This window comes from Aeromonas sp. Y289-2 (genome assembly GCF_027705925.1).
Classification (GTDB): Bacteria; Pseudomonadota; Gammaproteobacteria; order Enterobacterales; family Aeromonadaceae; genus Aeromonas; species Aeromonas veronii.
Map to the genome: position 1 here is coordinate 95,777 of NZ_JAPDCH010000004.1, position 21,749 is coordinate 117,525.

The 21,749-nt window shown below is 57.9% G+C and carries 18 protein-coding genes; 10 read left to right on the plus strand and 8 right to left on the minus strand.

Annotation, left to right across the window (positions count from 1 at the left end; all coding sequences use genetic code 11):
• Window positions 1–101 precede the first annotated feature (101 nt).
• On the plus strand, window positions 102–1,214 hold the full coding sequence (rnd, locus tag OKC43_RS08420) for a ribonuclease D (RefSeq protein WP_236271408.1): 1,113 nt from the start codon (window positions 102–104) through the stop codon (window positions 1,212–1,214).
• 809 nt (window positions 1,215–2,023) lie between these two features.
• On the opposite strand, the gene OKC43_RS08425 is transcribed toward rnd, so the two are convergent.
• From OKC43_RS08425 to selD, 3 genes are read right to left on the minus strand one after another with little or no spacing between them, the layout of a single operon-like run.
• On the minus strand, window positions 2,024–2,668 hold the full coding sequence (locus OKC43_RS08425; RefSeq protein WP_101530594.1) for an MBL fold metallo-hydrolase: 645 nt from the start codon (window positions 2,666–2,668) through the stop codon (window positions 2,024–2,026).
• A gap of 22 nt (window positions 2,669–2,690) precedes the next feature.
• Window positions 2,691–3,806, minus strand: a complete 1,116-nt coding sequence (gene mnmH, locus OKC43_RS08430; protein ID WP_236271409.1) for a tRNA 2-selenouridine(34) synthase MnmH — start codon at window positions 3,804–3,806, stop codon at window positions 2,691–2,693.
• Window positions 3,803–4,840 carry a selenide, water dikinase SelD gene (gene selD / locus OKC43_RS08435; RefSeq protein ID WP_236271410.1) on the minus strand — a complete coding sequence of 346 codons (1,038 nt, stop codon included), beginning with the start codon at window positions 4,838–4,840 and terminating at the stop codon, window positions 3,803–3,805. Before selD ends, mnmH begins: the two co-directional genes overlap by 4 nt.
• 405 nt (window positions 4,841–5,245) lie before the next feature.
• On the opposite strand from selD, the gene OKC43_RS08440 reads away from it, so the two are divergent.
• Window positions 5,246–5,674, plus strand: coding sequence for a GNAT family N-acetyltransferase (locus OKC43_RS08440; protein WP_236271411.1), 429 nt, complete (start codon window positions 5,246–5,248; stop codon window positions 5,672–5,674).
• Window positions 5,675–5,708: 34 nt separating this feature from the next.
• Here the strand turns inward: OKC43_RS08440 and OKC43_RS08445 are convergent, their stop codons facing one another.
• Window positions 5,709–6,893, minus strand: coding sequence for an acyltransferase family protein (locus tag OKC43_RS08445; RefSeq protein ID WP_236271412.1), 1,185 nt, complete (start codon window positions 6,891–6,893; stop codon window positions 5,709–5,711).
• A 349-nt stretch (window positions 6,894–7,242) separates the two neighbouring features.
• On the minus strand, window positions 7,243–8,436 hold the full coding sequence (locus tag OKC43_RS08450) for a class I SAM-dependent methyltransferase (RefSeq protein ID WP_005336736.1): 1,194 nt from the start codon (window positions 8,434–8,436) through the stop codon (window positions 7,243–7,245).
• A gap of 293 nt (window positions 8,437–8,729) precedes the next feature.
• Here OKC43_RS08450 and OKC43_RS08455 point away from each other — a divergent pair, with 293 nt between their 5' ends.
• Window positions 8,730–10,298: a flagellin N-terminal helical domain-containing protein gene (locus OKC43_RS08455; RefSeq protein ID WP_270658572.1), complete on the plus strand. Its 1,569-nt coding sequence runs from the start codon at window positions 8,730–8,732 to the stop codon at window positions 10,296–10,298.
• Window positions 10,299–10,427: 129 nt separating this feature from the next.
• Here the strand turns inward: OKC43_RS08455 and OKC43_RS08460 are convergent, their stop codons facing one another.
• The gene (locus OKC43_RS08460) at window positions 10,428–11,858 is read right to left on the minus strand and encodes a methyl-accepting chemotaxis protein (protein WP_236271413.1); all 1,431 of its coding nucleotides are present in this window, start codon (window positions 11,856–11,858) and stop codon (window positions 10,428–10,430) included.
• A gap of 82 nt (window positions 11,859–11,940) precedes the next feature.
• Here OKC43_RS08460 and OKC43_RS08465 point away from each other — a divergent pair, with 82 nt between their 5' ends.
• Together OKC43_RS08465 and OKC43_RS08470 are read left to right on the plus strand one after the other, a co-directional pair.
• On the plus strand, window positions 11,941–12,213 hold the full coding sequence (locus OKC43_RS08465) for an acylphosphatase (RefSeq protein WP_129504015.1): 273 nt from the start codon (window positions 11,941–11,943) through the stop codon (window positions 12,211–12,213).
• Window positions 12,214–12,228: 15 nt separating this feature from the next.
• Window positions 12,229–13,095, plus strand: coding sequence for a CHAD domain-containing protein (locus tag OKC43_RS08470; RefSeq protein ID WP_236271414.1), 867 nt, complete (start codon window positions 12,229–12,231; stop codon window positions 13,093–13,095).
• Between the two features lie 140 nt (window positions 13,096–13,235).
• Here OKC43_RS08470 and metG read toward each other — a convergent pair whose 3' ends face one another.
• Entirely contained in the window at window positions 13,236–15,269 is a 2,034-nt protein-coding gene (gene metG, locus OKC43_RS08475) for a methionine--tRNA ligase (protein WP_236271415.1), read from the minus strand.
• 186 nt (window positions 15,270–15,455) lie between these two features.
• On the opposite strand from metG, the gene apbC reads away from it, so the two are divergent.
• The 5 genes from apbC (at window position 15,456) to OKC43_RS08500 (ending at window position 20,668) form a co-directional block, all read left to right on the plus strand.
• Entirely contained in the window at window positions 15,456–16,538 is a 1,083-nt protein-coding gene (gene apbC / locus OKC43_RS08480) for an iron-sulfur cluster carrier protein ApbC (protein ID WP_058057670.1), read from the plus strand.
• 110 nt (window positions 16,539–16,648) lie between these two features.
• Complete coding sequence (udk, locus tag OKC43_RS08485; RefSeq protein WP_005352133.1) at window positions 16,649–17,293, plus strand: uridine kinase; 645 nt, start codon at window positions 16,649–16,651, stop codon at window positions 17,291–17,293.
• 63 nt (window positions 17,294–17,356) lie between these two features.
• On the plus strand, window positions 17,357–17,938 hold the full coding sequence (gene dcd / locus OKC43_RS08490) for a dCTP deaminase (protein ID WP_005336719.1): 582 nt from the start codon (window positions 17,357–17,359) through the stop codon (window positions 17,936–17,938).
• Between the two features lie 376 nt (window positions 17,939–18,314).
• Window positions 18,315–19,784, plus strand: coding sequence for an inorganic phosphate transporter (locus OKC43_RS08495; protein ID WP_129504019.1), 1,470 nt, complete (start codon window positions 18,315–18,317; stop codon window positions 19,782–19,784).
• A gap of 305 nt (window positions 19,785–20,089) precedes the next feature.
• A complete protein-coding gene (locus OKC43_RS08500; RefSeq protein ID WP_236271416.1) occupies window positions 20,090–20,668 on the plus strand; it encodes a glucose-6-phosphate isomerase family protein in 579 nt (192 codons plus the stop codon).
• Between the two features lie 32 nt (window positions 20,669–20,700).
• On the opposite strand, the gene OKC43_RS08505 is transcribed toward OKC43_RS08500, so the two are convergent.
• Window positions 20,701–21,708 carry a LacI family DNA-binding transcriptional regulator gene (locus tag OKC43_RS08505; protein ID WP_236271417.1) on the minus strand — a complete coding sequence of 336 codons (1,008 nt, stop codon included), beginning with the start codon at window positions 21,706–21,708 and terminating at the stop codon, window positions 20,701–20,703.
• Between the last annotated feature and the right edge of the window lie 41 nt (window positions 21,709–21,749).

Consider the following 21,749-nt stretch of genomic DNA (forward strand, 5'->3'; position numbering starts at 1 on the left):
GTGGCTGTAGAACCCTCTGCAAACCAGCACCGTCGTTATGCAAAACCGTGGGTCATCCCACGGTTTTTTCTTTTTGGCCCTGATCAACCGCGCAGGCACAGATGCACTATCAACTTATCACTCAGCAAGACGAACTTGAGCAGTATCTCGCTTCTCTGGCCGACGTTCCCCTGGCTATCGATACTGAATTCGTTCGCACCCGTACCTACTACCCCCAGCTTGGTCTGTTCCAGATCTATGACGGCGAGCATCTGGCGCTGCTGGATCCGCTCACCCTGGATCTCTCCTCCCTCTGGCAGCGACTGGGCAGGGAAGGGCAGATCGCCATCCTGCACGCCTCTGGCGAAGATCTGGAGCTTATCCAGCATCAGGCGGGCCACCTGCCCAACCAGATGCACGACACCCAGCTGGCTACCGCCTTTCTCGGTTACGGCGTCTCGGTCGGCTTTGGTGCGTTGGTGAATGAATTCCTCGGGGTCGAGCTGGAAAAAGATCAGGCGCGCACCGACTGGCTGGCACGCCCGCTTACACCGCGTCAGCTCGAATACGCGGCAGCGGATGTCTTCTACCTGATGCCGCTCTACGAGAAAGTGATGGCCAAACTGCGGGAAAGCGGCAAGTTTGCCTGGTTCGAGCAGGAGTGCCAGAACCACTCCGCCCGCAAGACCCAGGGTAGCGATCCCCGTCAGGCTTATCTTGAAATCGTCAACGCCTGGCAACTGGGTCGCCGCGAGCTCGCCATTCTGCGCGAGCTGGCCGCCTGGCGCCAGCAAGAGGCGGTGCGCCGGGACCTGGCCCTCAACTTCGTGGTCAAAGAGCTGCACCTGTTCAAGGTGGCAGAGCGTCGTCCTGCCTCCCTGCGGGATCTCAACGAGCTGGGCCTCTCGCCCATCGAGATCAAGATCCACGGCAAGCGGATGCTCGATATCGTCGCCAAGGCGCAGCAGAGCGATCCTGACAGCTGGCCCGAGCCCATTCGCCGGCTGGTGGACTTTCCCCAGTACAAGGCCGAGCTCAAGCGCATCAAGGCCATGGTGGAAGAGAAGGCCAAGGCGAGCAATATTCCGCCCGAGCTGATTGCCAGCAAGAAGATCATTCACCAGTACTTCACCTGGAGCTGGCGGATGAACGACGAAGAGCGGGCCCGCAGCGACAAGCCGATGCTTCTGCAAGGGTGGCGTCATGAGCTGGTCGGTCACCTGCTGGCACAATAAGCCACCTGACGGTTGCACCTATAAATCAATCCTCACCCTCGGGTGGGGATTTTTTTATTTTCAGGGGATATTTAAGATTTAAAATGTCAGAATATCTTGCGGTCGCTTATCAAATAATTGTGGCTCAAGAACAAGAGTTCGAAATAAACGAGCTTATTTTTTGTGACTGTGTTGGCAATAAAAGTTATATATCATTAATTGTCTTGTTAAACTTGATAGTGAAAATTCTTACAAGATAAATAGAGGTAAGTCCGCTACCAATAAGACAGCAAACATGTAGATAGGGTGATGCTTCAATAATTCCATTTCGTATGGCAGATGGGCATGCTATAAAAATAGTCAACAAGAAGCACATGGGGATATTGATTGTATGCTGTCTATTTATTGCATTTCTATCATCTGGCCATATGAAAAAACCATATCTATATGCCATAACTAAAAAAATGGTGATCAACAATAGGTAGTATATAACTTGAGGCAGTACATAGGTTAGTAAGCTGCTGTAAATGGCCTGAATGGGGACAAACTCAGCTCTATATATTATCTCAAATACGATATTAACGAGTAGTATTATTATCCCATGAATGATTGTTGGGCGTTTTTAATCTCTGATTCTATATCTGGCTCGTGACTTCTTCAGGAAAAAAATAAATAACAATATGGCAATAGCTAAAGCAAGATACATTTTTGTTCCCAAGTTTTGATGGTCAGAGACAAATCATGGTGAATTATAAAGACTCGCTTGTACCTATAGCAATGAGGACTTCAGAAAAAAGGAAAAGGCAGCGGAACACCGCTGCCTTTTTTGATCACCAGATAGGCTGGGTCAGGTAGGGGTTGCTCGCCTTCTCGCGGCCGAAGGTGGAGCTGGGGCCGTGGCCCGGGATAAAGACGATCTCGTCACCCAGCGGCAGCAGGGTCTCGGTGATCGACTTGATCAGCGTGCCGTGATCCCCACGGGGAAAGTCGGTGCGGCCTATGCTGCCGGCAAACAGCACGTCGCCAACCCAGGCGAGTTTTTCGGCCTGGTTCAGCAGCACGATATGGCCCGGTGTGTGGCCGGGGCAGAAGTAGACATCCAGCTCGCACTGGCCAAGCTGCACCTTGTCACCCTGCTCAAGCCAGCGATCCGGCGTGAAGGCGGGGGTATGGGCGAAGCCGAACATCTGGCTCTGCTGGGGCAGCATGTCGAGCCAGAAGGCGTCCTCCTTGTGGGGGCCGGTGATGGTGACGCCAGTTTTTTCCCGCAGCTCGGCGGCGGCACCGACGTGATCCAGATGACCGTGGGTCAGCAGGATATGAGTCAGGGTCAGGCCGCGCTTGGCGATGGCCGCCAGCAGTTTGTCCGCTTCGCCGCCCGGATCGATCAGGGCGGCCTGATGGGTCTCGTCACACCAGATGAGGGAGCAGTTTTGGGCGAACTGGGTGACCGGGATCACCTCGAATTTCAACATAGAGTTCCTCTCTTGGGATGGGTCAGCCGCGCAGCGCGCTGGCATGCTGCTCGGCGAAATAGTCGAGACAGGCCTGTTTATCACCGCGAAACACGATGCGCTCCTGCTTGTTGCCAAGCTGATAGAGATACATGGGGTCGTAGTAGCGGGTCAGCAGCAAGGTGATCCAGGCCAGATGCAGCGCGGTATCACCGCTCTTCTCCTGCTCGGTGAGAGCGGTCTGCATCAGGGCATCCAGCTCACGGTGGGCCTGATCGCCGAGGCGGCGCTTGAGACGGGCCAACGCATCGGTGAGGTAGGCGGCAAACAGCGGCCATCCCTCTTCTTGGCCATACATGGCTTGATAGCGCAGCCAGAGATCGTGCACGTAATCTTCGCGGATCTGCTCGGCGCGATCGATCTGCGGTACATCTACCACCACCAGCGGTGCCTGACTCATGGCCTCATGGAGGGAGAGGGGCAGGCAGCAGCGGCCAATTAGGCGACTCTCATCTTCGACTACGAAGGCATGCTCGCCCTGATGGCGGCGCTTGAGCAGTTCGATGGCAATGTTGTTTTCAAAGTTGATGTTGCTGGGCTGGCCGCCGGGCAGCTGACCAAACGACGAGCCCCTGTGATGGGCGTGTCCTTCCAGATCGAGCGCCTGGGCCACGTGGTCCAGCATATGGGTCTTGCCGGAGCCGGTCATGCCGGTCAGCACAGTCCAGTGGCACTCGGCAGAGGCCTTGTCCTGGGTGTCGATCAGGAAGCGGCGCAGCTCCTTGTAGCCACCGGCGACGCGGGGGCGAGTCACCCCGGCATCAGCCAGCCACTGTTGTACGGTTTGCGAGCGCAGGCCGCCGCGAAAGCAGTAGAGCAGGGCATCGGGCTGCTTGCGCAACTGCGCCAGCCAGCCTTCGAGTCGCTCGGCACGCACAGCTCCCCCCACCAGCTTGTGTCCAAGCTCAATGGCGGCGGCCTGACCCTGCTTCTTGAAGCAGGTCCCCACCTGGGCGCGCTCATCGTCTGTCATCAAGGGCAGGCTGGTCGAGCAGGGGAAGGCCCCCTCCTTGAACTCGATGGGGGCGCGCACATCAATCAACGGCACATCGCCTAAAAAAATCTGGGCGTAGTCCATGGCCAGTGGCAATTCACTCATTGGACAATCTCGATAAAGCGGGAGCCCTCAAGGGGCTTGATCTGACCGATGGGCGAGAGTTCTAGCCCAGCTTCTTGCGCGATGGCGAGCAGCTCGGCTTCGCTCTCTTTACCCACGGCGACCAGCAGGCCGCCGCTGGTTTGCGGGTCGCACATGATGTTGCGGGTGCGATCGTCTATGGCATCTAGCTTGTGGCCGTAGGAGTCGTGGTTGCGCAGGGTACCGCCCGGTACGCAGCCCTCACTCAGGTAGTAATCCACCTCGTCCAGTAGCGGCAGCGCCTTGAAGTCGAGGCGGGCACTGACGCCAGATCCTTCACACATCTCCAGCAGATGACCGGCCAGACCAAAACCGGTGACGTCGGTCATGGCGTGGACACCCGGCAGCTCGGCAAAGCGTTGACCAATCTTGTTGAGGGTGCACATGGCGTTGGGGGCCAGCTGCTCGTGTTCAGGTTTGAGCTTGCCCTTCTTCTGGGCGGTGGTGAGGATACCGATACCAAGAGGCTTGGTCAGATAGAGGGTGTCACCTACCTTGGCGGTGTCGTTCTGCTTGATGGCATCCAGAGGCACGATACCGGTCACCGCGAGGCCGAAGATGGGCTCGGGGGCATCGATGCTGTGGCCACCGGCCAGTGAAATGCCCGCTTCATGGCACACCTGACGGCCGCCGTCGATCACCTGCTGGGCCACTTCGGCTGGCAGGGTATTGATGGGCCAGCCGAGGATGGCGATGGCAACGATGGGCTTGCCGCCCATGGCGTAGATATCGCTGATGGCGTTGGTGGCGGCAATGCGGCCAAAGGTGAAGGGGTCATCGACGATGGGCATGAAGAAGTCGGTGGTGGAGACAATGCCCTGACCGTTGCCGATATCGACCACGGCCGCGTCATCCTTGCTGCTGTTGCCAACGATCAGGGTCGGGTCGTTGAAGCCCGGGATCTGGCTCTTGAGTATGGTGTCGAGTACCTTGGGAGAGATTTTGCAGCCGCAGCCAGCGCCGTGGCTGTATTGGGTCAGACGAATGGAAGACATACTTACCCCTTTTATTTGCAAACAGAGCAGAGGCTCTGTGGAGCCGTCTTGGTCAATGGGCGGCCTTGTAGAAAGGAAGACAAGAAGCCGCAAATATGGGTGGCCTCGGTGCCAACAGGGGCAGCGATGACTGGCAGTTATGAAAGACCGCCAGGCCGGACGGGGAAGAAAAGGGCGACAAGGTGCGCCAGCGCAGCCCCGCCAAGGGCCACAGGACGGGGCATTATGCCACATTTGCCCCTTGGGGTTCGAACAGGAATTCACATAAACAGCAGGGAATTGCCCGCACTTGCCAGTCATCGGTCTGGATCCGGCGCTGGCTGATTGATTGCAGTACAGATGCAGCAAAGAGAACTTCAAAGAGACCAACAGCACGCAACTGCCGATCTACAACAGGAGAGCTTAGTGACCACCACATTTTTGGTTAACCACCCCATTACCACGGCGCAGTTTGCGGCGTTGTTGGTGCAGACCTCGCTGGGGGCGAGACGGCCGCTGGACCATCCGGCCACCCTGCAGAGCATGCTGGATAACGCCAATTTGCTGATCACCGCCTGGCAGGGCGAGCCCCTGGTCGGGGTGGCCCGCTCGGTGACCGATTTTCATTTTTGCTGCTACCTCTCGGATCTGGCGGTGGCCGAGTCGGTGCAGGGACAGGGGATTGGCAAAGCCCTTATTCGCGAGACGTTTTTGCAATTGCAGCCGGGCTGCAAGCTGATCCTGCTGGCCGCGCCGCAGGCGGTGGCGTACTACCCCAAGCTCGGATTTAGCCAGCACCCGAGCGCCTGGGTGATGAGCAGCCTGGATGAACTGGTACTGGATGAGTTGGCATAAGACCGTCAACTCATCCAGACAGGGCGAGACTAGCTTATCCGGCTTGTTTCAGCGCCGGTTGCCGTGACTTGCCCCAGCGGCGCAGGCGCCTTTGCAGTGGCCGCTCCAGCAGGTTGTAACTTAAAGAAGAGAGCCCGATCAGCACCGCCAGCATCAGCAAGGTGGCCACTACCCCCAGCAGCGGGTTGGTCTGGCCATACCACCACTCGGTGAGCCCCGGTGCCAGATAGTGGATGAGCTCGCAGCCAGTGAGCAGCACCAGCGCATGGAGCAGGTAGATGGAGTAGGAGAGATCCCCCAGCCAGTTGGTGAAGCGGTTATCCAAAAGGCGCAGCAGCGGGCTCTGGCGCTCCCCCTGGGCGGCGGCAATCCAGATCAACAGCACGTAGGAGCTGATCAGCAGCAGGGTCAGCTGCGGTGTCATGGCGAACTGCATCAGCGCGAAGGGCAGCACAAAGGCGATCAAGAGCGGCAGATCATGCTTCATCATGGGCGAGCTTTTCGCGGCCTTCACCCTCGGCAGCAGCCAGAGGCCGAGCACAAATTCACTCACCCCGCGTCCTACCGCCAGCGCCCCGCTGGTGACATCCAGGGTGCCGCGACTGTGCACGATAAAGGCCAGCACCGTCAGCGCCAGCAGGGGGACGAGATGGCTCCAGCGACTGCGGGTCACCGCCAGCGGGATCAGCAGCGGGAACAGCAGGTAGCTGATCCACTCTACGCTGAGCGACCAGGCTGCGAAGTTCCAGGTCAACCCGTGATCGGTCACCACCTGCAGCAGCAGAAAGGCGCTTGGCAGCGCCTCGGCCGGGGTGAAGGGGGAACCGAAAGGCGGCATGCCTTCCCACTCCCACATCTTGAACAAGGGGCCAGCATAGAAGCCCACCCCGTGTTGCGCCTTGTAAAGCTCCCAGCCAACCAGCAATAGCAGGGTTACAAGATAGAGGGGGTAGACGCGGGTCAGCCGCAGCCAGAGAAAGCGGCCATAGCCCACGGTGCGGGGCGTGCGGGTGAAGGCCTCCCCATAGACATGGGCCAGCACCACGCCGCTCAAAATAAAGAACAGATCGACCCAGAGGTAGCCGTTCTCGATGAGTTGGGTGTGGCCTGCGAGCGGCTCCATCCACTGGGGAAAGAGCAATAATCGGGCATGGAACAGCACCACCATCAGGGCAGCGATACCCCGCAGCGGCGTTAACAGCGGCAATGATTGATTCATATCGGGATCCCTTGTGATGTTCAGCTTGGCCTGACATCTATTTTGTTGTTGTGCCGCCCATCAATCCTGACGGGACGGTTGCCCCGGCTCGGCTGCCGCAGGCGGGATCACACTACGGAAAAGAGAGTCATACGGATGTGATTTAAATCATAAATGTGCAGTTATTGTGCAAAGTAATTTAAACAGAGAAGAAGTGGGGCGCTGGCAGCAAAAGAGGAGGAGAAGGAACGCGAATAAAGCAGAGAGGGTGGTCATCGGGGCGAGCGTCAGGCTCAGGTTTATACGGCGCGATGCAAAACAATCAGGCCCGCAAGGGGCCTGATTGATCACAAGGGAAGATGACGACCGATCAGCGGGCGCGTACCACCAGACCCTTGAGGTAGAAGCCTTCCGGATAGGCGGTACCGATGGGGTGATCGGAGGCCTGGGAGAGCAGCTCCAGGATCTGGGCATCGCGACCGGCATCGAGCGCCGCATCGGCAACGATCTTCTGGAACAGGCTCTGCTCCATCAGGCCGGAGCAGGAGTAGGTCAAGAGCACGCCACCCGGCGCCAGCAGCTGGAACGCCAGCATGTTGATGTCCTTGTAGCCTCGGCAGGCGCCTAGCAGCTGGGCCTTGCTCTCGGCAAACTTGGGCGGATCCAGCACGATGACATCGAACTTCTCGCCCTTCTCGCGGTATTCACGCAGCAGCTTGAATACGTCGTGACGGACAAACTGGGTGTTGCTGGTATCCAGCCCGTTCAGCTCGGCGTTCTGGCGGGCGATATCCAGCGCATTCTGGGAGAGATCGACGTTGACCACTTCCTTGGCGCCGCCCTTGAGGGCATAAACGCCAAACCCGCCGGTGTAGCAGAAGCAGTTGAGCACCCGCTTGCCTTCGGTGTACTTGGCGGCAGCCTGACGGTTGTCCCGCTGATCCAGATAGAAACCGGTTTTGTGGCCGTTGCGAATGTCTACCAGGATCTTGACGCCACCGTTCTCTTCGATGACCACCGGCTCGTTCGGGGTCTCGCCATAGATGACGCCGGTGCGCTCTTTCAGCCCTTCCTTCTTGCGTACCGCCACGTCGGAGCGCTCATAGATGCTGCACTCTGGGTAGAGGGTACGCAGTGCTTGCGTTATCAGCTCACGCTGGAACTCGGCACCGGCAGAGAGGATTTGGCACACCAGAAAATCGGCATAACGGTCGATGGTCAGACCCGGCAGGCCGTCGGATTCGGCGGCGCAGAGGCGATAGCCGGTGAGGCCCTGACGCTTGATCAGCGGATCGCGAGACTCCTGCGCATATTTGAGACGACGGATAAAGAAGTCGAGATCGACGGTCTCATCCTTGTCGAAGGTCCAGACCCGGGCACGGATCTGGGAGCTGCCTGACCAGGCGCCACGGGCGAGCCACTTGCCATCGTTGGCATAGATCTCGACGGTATCGCCGTCAATGGGGTTGCCCTGAACCCGCTCAATCCCCTTGGAGAAGATCCAGGGGTGGCGACGCAGCAGGGATTTTTCGCGGCCTTTGACGAGATAGATGGAAGCGCTCATGAATGTTTGCCGATGGTAGAAAGAAAAGGGGCCACATTCTATGTGCAATAGTGCGGCTAAGCCAGCCTTTGCTGGTATATGGCAGAGTGACGAATTGTACATCTGGACAACGCCCGAGTGTTGCATATGCAAGATTTGCAGAATCTCAATGTTGGCGTTTCACGCTGTTTATCTTATATGTCACAGTTGGTTGTGCTTGTTTTTTGTTCAGAGTTGGTCGCTATGTGTGCACAATGTAGTCAATAAAGCGTTTTAACCTTACTTTATAGTGATTTTCGCTAAAGAGTCATTTGATGATGTCGATAGTGGGGAAGACCATTTTGAATCTTTCCTGTATCGAGCTGTCCATGTCCCTCTCCATCGCTACCAATATTTCTGCCCTCAATGCTTCTCGCCATCTTGGTCAATCATCCAACACGCTGGATTCGGTATATCGACGACTCTCATCCGGCTTGCGCATCAACAGTGCCGCTGATGATGCAGCAGGCTTGCAGATCAGTAATCGCCTCACCAGTGAAGTGAACGGGACCAACACTGCTATTCGCAACGCCAATGATGGGATCTCGGTGATCAACATCGCCGATGGGGCGCTTGATGAGTCGGTGAACCTGATGCAGCGGATGCGCACTCTGGCACTGCAGTCGGGAAGCGGTGCCAATACAGCAGAGGATCGCGTAGCCCTGAATGCTGAGTTCAAGCAACTGCAGTTGGAGATGGACCGGATTGCCACAGGTACCCGGTTTGCCGGACAGGACCTGCTGGCGGGGAGTTACGAAGGTATCTTCTTGGTCGGTGCCTATGCAGGACAGAATACTGTCATTACCGATCTCAATGCCCAGACCAAAAATCTGGGGGAGATGGAGTGGCAAGCGCGCAGTCCGGCAGGAAGCAAGCCAGGGGCGTATGACATTGCTGATCTCAAGCTTTCATCTCAGCCTATCACCCTTAATGGCGTCACTTTTGACAAGGACTATTCAACCCTGGAAGCGTTCGTGGCAGATATTAATGGCACCACCTTTCCCAATAATCAGGGGCCGGTACAAGCGCAACAACTGCCATTTTCTGTCGCCTCCGCGGTCGATTTATCCGCATTACCCTCCTATATCGATGTGGCGGGTCACTCTGTGGATTTGACCACAGGCATTGATATGACCGGATGGGATCCGGTCAATCCGACAGCAAAAAATAGTGCCATCATGGCAACTGTGGTTCAACGCATCAACAGTACTGCGCAATCGGCAGGTCTGGGTTTTTATGTTAGTGCCTCCAACAACAGCAATCCCGCCAGCAATGCGTTGACCATGCATAGCGCTCAGGGCAACAGCCTTGCGCTGGCCAATGGCACAACTCCCCCTCCGCAGCCAGCACCACCGGCGCCTCCGGTGATCAGTAGTTCCTCTCTGAGCGCTTTGCTACCCGACGTTACATCGACGACGTATATCGGTCAGATGGAGCTGCGCTCATCAGGCGACAAGTATTCCAATATTGATATGCAGGGATCCAGCTTGCATGCGCTTGGCTTTTATCAAGAGGACAAGAAGAAATATACCGTTGATAACATTGATGTCCTGAGTTACGACAACGCCAGCAGGGCCATCAAAACCCTGGATGTGGGTATGAAACAGCTGGGTGTTCAGCGCGCTCGGCTCGGGGCCCAAGCCAACGCGCTGGATTCACGGGTACGCAATCTGGCCAATGCCAATGAGAACCTCAGCGCTGCCCGCTCAAGGATCCGGGATGCCGACATGGCTGTGGAATCGGCGCGCTTGGTCAGCACCCAAATCTTGCAGCAGGCAAGTGCTTCTATTTTGAGTCAGGCAAACAGTCGCCCCAATGCGGCCCTGAGTTTGCTGCAATCCTGAGCGGGACTGCCAGCCGGCATAGCAATTGGTCGCTATCATTCATGGTCACTATCCATAAAGACAAAGAGGCCACCCAATGGGTGGCCTCTTTTCTTATTGCTTCTTGTTGCCGGATGCTATTCGGCAGCGTCAGAGAGTGATCCCCTTGAGTGCCTGGGTCAGTTCGCTGGCGGTGGCTTTCAGCCCTTGTGTGCCGGCTACCGAGGCACTGGCAGACTCCTCCACCTGCGCCGCTTCATGGCGCACCTGATCCAGATTGTGGGTGATCTCGGCGGCGACCGAGCTCTGCTCCTCGCTGGAGGTGGCGATCTGGGTGCTCATCTGCAGCACCGCATCGCTGTGGTTGCTCAGTTTTTCGATATCTAGCCCCACTTCGCTGATGAGCTGCTGGCTGCTGGCGGCACGCCCCACGGTTTTCTCCATGATCTCGTTCAGTGCGCCGGTACCGGTCTGCAGCTCTTCGATCATCTGCTGGATCTCCACCGTAGCCTGCTGGGTACGGCTGGCGAGGGTACGCACTTCATCCGCTACCACCGCAAAGCCGCGACCCTGCTCACCGGCACGGGCCGCTTCGATGGCGGCGTTGAGGGCCAGCAGGTTGGTCTGCTGGGAGATGGCGTTGATGACGTTGACCACCTCGTTGATCCGGTTGGCGTTGTGGGTCAGGCGCTCGACCGCGCCGGAGGCGTTGCCAATCTCGTCGGCCAGGGTACGGATCGCTTCGATGGTGCGGGCCACCCGGTTGGCGCCATTGGCTGCCTCTTCGCTCGATTGACGGGTCTGCTGCAGGGTGTCGTTGGCATTGCGCGCCACTTCGCGGATCGCCGCCGACATCTGCTCCATGGCGGTGGCCAGTGAATCCATGTGCTGGCGCTGGGAACGCGCCATGCTCTCGCCTTCGCGTGCATGGTCACGAAACTCGTCGGCGGCCATGGTCAGCGCTTCGGCAGACTCTTCCACCAGTTTGACGATCTGGTGCTGGCGGTCGGTAAAGCGGTCGATGCTGCCCGCCAGGGTGGAGAACTCGTCCCGCACCGGGAAGAAGTTGAGTCGGAAGGTGAGATCCCCGTCCGCCACGGTTTGCAGCGCCTTGTTGGTGGAGTAGAGCGCACCGGAGACAAAGGTCATCATGTAGTGGATCACCAGCGCCATCAGGGCGGCCAGCGCGCCGATGAGGAGCAGGGTCGAGCCCTGACCCTCCCACATGGAGAGGTTGCCGGTGTCGAGATCACCGGTGACGTAGCCTGCCTGACCCGCTGGCGCGCTAAAGAGGAAGTGATCTCCTTGCTGCTGCAACCCGCTGCTGCCTTGTCGAGTCAGACGCAGATCAGCAGGCAACACCAGAGTTGGCTGCTGGCTGACCAGCTGCGCCGTGGTCTCGACCCGTTGCTGCAACTGTGCTACCCGCAGGGAGATCTCCTGCTGATGGCTGGCCGCCAGCATATACCAGCTGAGAAAGGCGATGATGAAGAGAGGTAACCAGAACGCGATATGGAATTTTTCACTGATGGTGAGGTGAATGAGATAGCGGTCAACCCACCGGAATTTAACTTCTTTCATAATGGAGCTGCATCCTGCAGAGATAGAGTGTCGGGCACATTATCGTCTCGGGAATTTTTTTCTTAAGCGGAAGGTGTGAGAAATGGGAGAGCAATCGTTTGTCATTCGGGTGTGGGGGCAGGTGCAGGGGGTAGGATTTCGCTATTTCACCCGCGAGCGGGCGCTGCAACTGGGTTTGCGGGGCCATGCCTACAACCTGGAGGATGGCTCGGTGGAGATCCTCATCAGCGGCCCCGCGCAGGGGGTGCAGATGATGCTGGGGTGGCTGGAACATGGCCCGCGCACCGCCAGAGTGACCAAGATGGAGTATGAGGAGGCGCTGCCGCCCACCGGTCAGGGCTTTCACACCAACTGAAGGGGCGGGGATGAGATGGACGCTGACAAGGAAGGTCTGTTGCTGACTCAGGCAACAAGCTGGGTCGCCCGTTATCAGGAGGCGGCGCGAGCGGTGCGCGAAGAGGCCAGCGAACCGGCCGTGCATGGCTACCGTATCGCGGCGCGCCGCTTGCTGGCGTTGTTCGCCCTGTGGCGGCCACTCACCTATCATCCCGAGCTGGAGCGGCGTCTGCTGCGCTCGGTCGGGCGGCTCTCGGCGCTGCGGGATGCTCAGGTCTACGCCGAGCGTTTTGGCAAGCCGCCTGCCAGCACGGGTAATACCCACAAATCGGCCTGTCGCGTGCCCCTGTTGTCGCGGCGACTGGCCCGCTGGCTTGCGGCGGTGGCGCAGGTGCAGGATGCGTGGGCATTGGCGTTCCTCTATCAGCAGCATCTGGCCCTGCGCCTTGATGAGGCGCAGAGCGCTCTCGATGAACCTATTCCCTGCGTTGGGAAATCTGCCAGCTCCCGTCAGCAACAGTTGCGCCGCTGGCATCGGCTGCGCCTCGAGATCAAGCAGGCCCGGTATGGCGTGGAACTGTTGCTGGATCTGGGGAGTGGGGAGCCCGGCTGGTTGAGCACCCTGACTCACTGGCAGGAGCGACTCGGACAGTTGCAGGATTGGCGTCAATGGCGGCGGAGGTTGCGAGCAGAGCAGGGGAACACCCGCAAGCAGACGAAACTGCGGCAGCAGTTGAAGGGGAAGATCACCGCCCGTTTGCGTCAACTGGACTGCCAGCAGGCGGAGCTGGTGGCGCTCAAACTGGCGATGCTGGCAGGCCACAACATGAATGACATGCCAAGTCGGCTGGTCAGGTATTCAGAACAAAATGTATCGCCCGCGAATCCCGGTGGTGGATAGCCCCGAGGCCGCACGCAATCTGCGGCAGCCATCCGCGATCAGCATCTACAAAAGCTATCCAGGCCAAACAGGTGAGACAAAAAAGAGAGGCCGTTTGGCCTCTCTTCTCTATCTGGCTGTGGTCGCAGTCAGCGATGTGCTTACTTGACGCGCATACCCGGCTGGGCGCCTTCCTGCGGCTCCAGGATCCAGAGATCCTTGCCGCCCGGGCCTGCAGCCAGCACCATGCCTTCGGACATGCCGAAACGCATCTTGCGCGGCGCCAAGTTGGCCACCATCACGGTCAGCTTGCCTTCCAGATCTTCCGGGTTGTAGGCGGACTTGATACCGGCAAACACCTGACGGGTTTCGCCGCCGATATCCAGTTGCAGCTTGAGCAGCTTCTCGGCTTCCGGTACCGCTTCTGCTTTCTTGATCAGCGCGACGCGCAGGTCAATCTTGGCAAAATCGTCATAGGTGATGGTTTCGCTGATGGGGTCATCAGCCAGCGGGCCGCTCACTTTCGGTGCCTGCTCTTTGGCCAAGTCTTCCTTGGATGCCTCGATCATGGCTTCAATCTTCGCCGGCTCTATGCGGGAGAAGAGCGTCTTGAACGGTGCCACGGTGTGATCGACCAGCGGCATCTCGATGCCATCCCAGCTGAGGGTTTCGGCCAGGAAGGCTTCGGCACGCTCGGCCAGCAGCGGCATGACGGGCTTGAGGTAGGCCATCAGCACGCGGAACAGGTTGATGCCAACAGAGCAGACCGCCTGCAGCTCGGCGTCAGCCCCTTCCTGCTTGGCGATAACCCAGGGAGCCTTGTCGTCCACGTAGCGGTTGGCCTTGTCGGCCAGCGCCATGATCTCGCGGATGGCGCGGCTGAACTCGCGGCTCTCATACGCTTCGGCAATGGCGGTACGGGCATTGGCGAATTCGGCGTAGAGCTCGGGCTCGGCGCAGGTTGCTGCCAGCTTGCCGCCAAAGCGCTTGGCAATAAAGCCGGCGTTGCGGGAGGCAAGGTTGACCAGCTTGTTGACCACGTCAGCGTTGACGCGCTGCACGAAATCTTCGAGGTTCAAGTCCAGATCGTCGATGCGGCTGTTGAGCTTGGCGGCGTAGTAGTAACGCAGGCACTCCGGATCCAGGTGGTTCAGGTAGGTAGATGCCTTGATAAAGGTGCCCTTGGACTTGGACATCTTGGCGCCGTTGACGGTCACATACCCGTGCACGTTGACCTTGGTCGGCTTGCGGAAGTTGGCACCTTCCAGCATGGACGGCCAGAACAGGCAGTGGAAATAGGCGATGTCCTTGCCGATGAAGTGGTAGAGCTCGGCGTCGGAGTCCGCTTTCCAGTAGCTGTCAAAGTCGATGTCGCCACGCTTGTTGCACAGGTTCTTGAAGGAAGCCATGTAACCGATGGGGGCATCCAGCCAGACGTAGAAGTACTTGCCCGGGGCGCCGGGAATTTCGAACCCGAAGTAGGGGGCGTCGCGGGTGATGTCCCACTGCTGCAGGCCGCTCTCGAACCACTCCTGCATCTTGTTGGCCATCTCTTCCTGAATGGCGCCGGAGCCACGTACCCACTCAGAGAGCCATTTTTCAAACTGCGGCAGGTCGAAGAAGAAGTGCTCGGAGTCCTTCATTACCGGAGTCGCGCCGGAGACGGCAGATTTCGGATCGATCAGCTCAGTCGGGCTGTAGGTAGCGCCGCAGCTGTCGCAGTTGTCGCCATACTGCTCCGGAGACTTGCACTTGGGGCAGGTCCCCTTGACGAAACGGTCCGGCAGGAACATGGATTTTTCCGGATCGAACAGCTGGGAGATGGTGCGGCTCTTGATAAAGCCACCATTTTTCAGGCGGCCATAGATCAGCTCCGCCAGCTCGCGGTTTTCGTCGCTGTGGGTGGAGTGATAGTTGTCAAAGCTGATGTTGAACCCGGCGAAGTCGGCCTGGTGCTCCTTGGAGACAGCGGCAATCATCTCTTCCGGGGTGATCCCCATCTGCTGTGCCTTGAGCATGATCGGGGTGCCGTGGGCATCATCGGCACAGATGAAGTGCACCTGATGGCCGCGCATTCGCTGATAACGAACCCAGATATCGGCCTGGATATGTTCCAGCATGTGGCCAAGATGGATGGAGCCATTGGCATAGGGGAGGGCGCAGGTTACCAGCATTTTACGAGGATCAGTTGCCATATTACGTTCTTGATGTGCTTGTTGGGATGATAGAGTGCCGTGCATGTTACCCGAATTGGGGGTAGCCTGCCTAGGGTTGTGGCTGTGCCAACCTTGGCAGCACCTGCTGTTACGATGGCAGGCAAGCCACTGATTTGTGTGCGGTAACCGTTCACCTCAAGATAATGACAAGATAATGAGGAGTTAATGGTGATTGATTCAGTAAAACAGATCCTCGCCGAATTTAAGCCAGCAGGCTGGCACAAGGATCTGGTGGATGCCGGATTCGTTCGCGAGATCATCAATCAGGGTCAGGGGCTTACTATCCGGCTGGTATTGCCGTTTGCCGGTCTCTCGCTGCTAGATCAGCTCAAAGAGAACTACGATGCCAGACTGCGCAGCGCCACCGGCGCCGCCCGTATCGACTGGGCACTGGAGATTGACGTCGCCAGCATGCCGCGGGCGCAGGGCCTCAATGCCGTGCAGGGCATTCGCAACATCATCGTGGTTGCTTCCGGCAAGGGGGGGGTGGGCAAATCTACCACTGCGGTCAACCTGGCGCTGGCGCTGCAAAAAGAGGGTGCGCGGGTCGCTATTCTCGATGCCGATATCTATGGCCCTTCCATTCCCACCATGATGGGCACCCTCAAGGAGCGCCCGGTCAGCCATGACGGCAAGCTGATGGAGCCGGTGATGGCCTGCGGCCTCAAGAGCAACAGCATCGGCTATCTGGTCTCCGAGCAGGATGCCACCATCTGGCGTGGCCCGATGGCGAGCAAGGCGCTGGCGCAGATCCTCCATGAGACCCGCTGGGGCGAGGTGGATTATCTGGTGGTAGACATGCCGCCGGGCACTGGCGATATCCAGCTCACCATGGCCCAGCAGGTGCCGACGTCGGCCGCGGTCATTGTTACCACCCCGCAAGATGTGGCGCTGGCCGATGCCCGCAAGGGGATCGCCATGTTCAACAAGGTCGATGTGCCGGTGCTCGGCATCATCGAGAACATGAGCTACCACGTCTGCAGCGCCTGCGGTCATCATGAGCCGCTGTTTGGTACCGGTGGCGGCCAGAAGATGGCAGAGCAGTATCAAGTGGCACTGCTTGGTCAATTACCGCTGCACATCGATATCCGCCAACACATGGATGATGGCTGCCCGACGGTGTTCGGCGCACCGGAAGGGAGCCTGGCTCAGGCCTATTTGAAGCTGGCGCGTAGGGTAGGGGCTGAACTCTTTTTCAGCGCAAAACCGATTGCGACCCCCCTCTATGCCATGGCGCTGGATGAATAATCGGCGGTCGGTCACTTGAAAGGGAATTGAGGGTGGGCATGACCCACCCTTTTTTATATAATGGATCGGTTTAAACCATCCCCACTGCTCTTCTCTTTTAGGTATTTGTCATGTCTGATACTCAACATTCGTGTGTGATCATCGGTATTGCGGGCGCATCTGCGTCTGGCAAAAGTCTTATAGCCCAGACCATTTATGAAGAGCTGGTGGCCGAACTGGGCGCAGGTCAGATTGGTGTGATCACCGAAGATTGCTACTACCGTGATCAGACCCACCTGACCATGGAAGAGCGGGTCAAGACCAACTATGACCACCCTAACGCGCTGGATCACGACTTGCTGGTACAGCACCTGAGCCAGCTGGTCAAAGGTGACGCGGTTGCCATTCCCCAGTACTCCTACACCGAACACACCCGGATGAACGAAGTGACCCCGTTTGCGCCGCGCCGGGTGATCATTCTGGAAGGGATCCTGCTGCTGACCGACAGCCGTCTGCGGGATCTGATGGATGCCTCCATCTTTATGGATACCCCGCTCGACATCTGCCTGTTGCGCCGTCTGGTGCGTGATGTGCAGGAGCGTGGCCGCACCATGGACTCCGTGCTCAAGCAGTACCAGAAGACAGTGCGTCCGATGTTCCTGCAGTTTATCGAGCCGTCCAAACAGTATGCCGATGTGATCGTGCCCCGTGGTGGCAAGAACCGCATCGCCATCGACATGCTCAAGGCGCGTATCCGCCACATGTTGATCGGTTAAGATGAAACAAGCCGGGTGATGCCCGGCTTTTTTAAAAGCACAATTTGTCAGGAGAGTCGCCCAATGCGTCTGTGTGATACCGATATTGAACGCCATCTGGATGAAGGCAAGATCGTCATTGAGCCACGGCCCGGGGTAGAGCGGATCAGTGGTGTCAGTGTCGATGTGCTGCTGGGTAACGAGTTTCGGGTGTTTCGCGATCATACCGCGCCCTATATCGACCTGAGCGGCCCGAGCAGCGAGATGGCCGATGCCATCGATCGGGTGATGAGTGACGAGATCCACATCCCCGATGGCGAAGCCTTCTACCTGCACCCGGGTCAGCTGGCGCTGGCGGTGACCTACGAATCCGTCACCCTGCCTGCCGATATCGTCGGCTGGCTGGATGGCCGCTCTTCACTGGCGCGCCTGGGTTTGATGGTGCACGTGACCGCGCACCGCATCGATCCGGGTTGGTCCGGTCGCATCGTGCTGGAGTTCTACAACGGCGGCAAACTGCCGCTGGCACTGCGCCCGAAGATGAAAATTGGCGCCTTGAACTTCGAGATGCTCTCCGGCGTCGCGGCCCGTCCCTACAACAAGCGGGAAAATGCCAAGTACAAGAGCCAACAGGGCGCCGTTGCCAGTCGTATCAATCAGGACTGATAACTGGCAACACGGCAACGATGCAAGGGAGCACAAGGGCTCCCTTTTTGCATCTGGAATCAAACGGATATGGGGCTGATGGTGCTGGCCGGATGAGATTGACGGGGCAGGGACGCTTTATCACCACTTTCGCCCGTTTTTCTGTCATAAAAACGTCATAAAAATGAAATTATTGGCTTAATTGTCAGCTATTTTTGCCCTTTCCCGCAATCATTGATGGCTTTAATTAATCGATGGCAAGCCGCATGAAGACTGGCTCTAGGATATTTTTTTCCAAAAAGCTCTTTTTTTTTATGGCTGAAATATTTCAATGGTGGCTATGGTGTTGGCCGCCATCTGGCATAATCCGCCGCAACTCATAAACAGGCTTTTTTTTATGTTTGAAATGTTTAGTGGTTTGGGTTTGTGGTGGTCAATCGGTTTGGTATTGGCCGTTTTTTTTGTGCTTGCCTATGAATTTATCAACGGCTTTCACGATACCGCCAACGCGGTAGCAACGGTTATCTATACCAAGGCGATGCCAGCTCACCTGGCGGTCGTTGCATCGGGGATCTTCAACTTTTTTGGCGTCATGTTCGGCGGTCTGGGTGTGGCCTATGCCATTGTCCATCTGCTGCCCATCGACCTGCTGCTTGGGATGGACTCCACCCAAGGGTTGATCATGGTCTTCTCCTTGCTGTTTTCCGCCATCGTGTGGAACCTGGGCACCTGGTTCTTCGGGATCCCGGCCTCCAGTTCACATACCTTGATCGGTTCCATTCTGGGGGTAGGCGGCGCCTATGCCTGGATCACCCATAAACCGGTGACAGAAGGGATCAACGTGGGCAAAGCGATCGACATAATGCTTTCCCTCATCATCTCTCCCACCATAGGTTTCATCATCGCGGCACTGCTGCTGCTGGCAATGAAACGCATCTGGACCAGCAACAAGATCCACAAAACACCGGAAGAGCGTCAGCTGGTGGATGGCAAGAAGCACCCGCCATTCTGGGCGCGTCTGACCCTGGTGGCCTCGGCCATGGGCGTCAGCTTCGTACACGGCTCCAACGATGGCCAGAAGGGTATCGGTCTGGTGATGCTGGTGCTGATCTGTATGGCGCCTGCCTATTTCGCACTGGACATGAACAGCCGCGCCTATGATCTGGACCGGACCCAGGATGCCAACCAGCGCATCATGGAGATCTACCAGCGCAACCAGTCCGCCCTCTCGGACGTCATCAACTTCTCTGCACCGGCAACGGCTCAGGAAGAGCTGATGACTCACTGCTCCGCCGATGGCGTGCTGCAGGCGATGGCCACCCTGGATGCCCGTCTGGGTGCCGTGCGTACTTATGATCAGATGAGCCTGACTGACCGCCGCGAAGTGCGTCGTCTGCTGCTCTGTATCGATGACACCGCCCGCAAGGCTGCCAAGCTGCCGCTGCCAGCCAAGGAGCTGACCGATCTGGCCAAATGGCGCAAGGATCTGACCGCGACCGCTGAATACGCACCGACCTGGGTGATCGTCTCCATCGCGCTGGCGCTCGGTTGCGGCACCATGGTGGGCTGGCGTCGTATCGTCCATACCGTGGGCGAGAAGATCGGCACCACCGGCATGACCTACAGCCAGGGCATTGCGGCCCAGATCACGGCTGCAACCTCCATCGGGGTCGCCAGTCTGACCGGTATGCCGGTGTCCACCACCCACATCCTCTCTTCTGCGGTGGCGGGTACCATGATTGCCAACAAATCCGGCCTGCAGAGCCAGACCATCAAGACCATCCTGATGGCCTGGGTGCTGACCCTGCCGCTGACCATGCTGCTCTCCGGCGGCCTGTTCATCGTCAGCCACCATCTGTTTGGTTGATCTGCCGCGCTCATAACGCGCATCACAATGACAATGCCGCCCGGTCGAAAGATCGGGCGGCATTTTTTGTGTAATTTTCAGTGGAGTTGTATCTCCACCTGATGTTTTTTGTTCTTGAGATAAACAGATAAGAAGGCTCTTATTCATTATTTGATTGACGACTCGTTATGGTTTTTCTGGCTGAACTTTCGTCATCGAATATCTCTTTCTAATAGTGTGCTTCTCTTGTGATTAATGGATTAACCAATTAGCGTGTTTAGGCGAGGTGCAGATGCACCATCTGATAAAGCGTCACTGAGGAGTAGATGATGAAGCTGATGAGCCCGCCCATGGTGGATTTTGCGACCGGCAGCTTGTCCGGTGCCGAACTGGTGGAGAAGTGTACAAGGTTGGCTGATCTGTATGGCTTGTTTGCCGATCCTGCTTCTGAAGCAGGGGTTGACCCGCAAACTGTGCTCTATCGTGTGGCGATGTTGCCCAGCAGTGGCGTGGAGGGGGATCTCAACATGGGTGTCACCCATCTTGAGGCCGGCAGGATAGGGAACGAGTTTTTTATGACCCGCGGTCATATCCATGCTCGCGCCGAGCAGGCGGAGTACTACTTCGGGTTGTGCGGAAGGGGACTATTGCTGTTGCAGGATATGGCCGGTGTTTGCCGGTTGGAGCAGGTCTTTGCCGGCAGCGTTCATCATATCCCTGGCCACGTTGCCCATCGACTTGTCAACACTGGCGAGACGCAGCTCTCGGCGTTGGCGGTCTGGCCTGCCATTGCCGGTCATGATTACCGGCTGATGGCAGAGCGGGGGTTTGGCCTGCGGGTGGTCGCAGGGAAGGAAGGGGAACCTTGTGTTGTGAGCAGCGAGGTGAGTGTCTCAATCACCTAACCATCAGCCTACATGGGTCGTGAGCGACCCCGTTAGCGGCTGCCGCAAGATTGGCGTACCACCAGGGTAGGGGGCAGAATGATGCTTTTGGCCGGCTCGTCGTTGCCGGCAATCCGCTCGAGCAGCAGTTCACCCGCCTTGCGGCCAATCTCCCGTGCCGCCACCGAGACGGTGGTGAGCGCCGGTTCGACCAGCGCTGTCTCCGGCAGATCGTCAAAGCCCACCAGTGCAAAGTTCTGGCCGATGAGCCGCCCCTGCTTGCGCAGCGCCAGCATGGCGCCGAGCGCCACCACATCCTGATAGCAGACCGCTGCCGTCACCTCGGGGTGCTGCTCCAGCAGCGCCGTCGTGGCGCGGGTGCCCTCTACCCGGCTGGCGCCGCAGCTGATGATCCACTCCGGTTTGGCAGTGATACCGTGTTCGAGCAGCTTGCTCATATAACCACCGAGGCGTTGGGAGCGGCTGATGGAGGTGGAGGAGCCCCCAACAAAGGCGATATGACGATGGCCGAGTTTCAGCAGGTGCTCGGTCGCCAGCTGACAGCCCAGAAAGTTGTCGGTGCCGACAAAGTCGATCGCTACATCCGGCACCGGTCGCACCACCAGAATGGTGGGCATATGGCGACGTTGCAGGCTCTCGAAAAAGCTGTGGGGCGTAGGCTGGGCAGCGCAGATCACCATGCCGGCGGCACTGTTGCGTTGCAACGAGTCCATAAACTGCTGCTGCCTTGCCGCCGACTCCTCGCTGTTGGCGAGAAACAGCATCAGGTCGTGGTGTTCCATCTCCCGGCTCAGGCCCGCTGTCATCTCTGCATAGAAGGGGTTGGTAATGTCGTGCAGCAACAGGCCAACCTGATTGCTGCTCTTGTTGCGCAGGTTGGCGGCAGTCTGGTTGTAAACATAGCCGAGCTCGTCGATGGCCTTGAGTACCCGCTGGCGAGTGTGGTCGGAAATGCGTCCCTTGTTGCGCAGGGTCATGGAGACGGTGGCGGTGGAAACGCCCAAGTGGCGGGCAATATCGGCAACAGTCACATTGCTCATGGTGTGGGTCCAGTCATGATCGTGCCATCAAGATATATCGA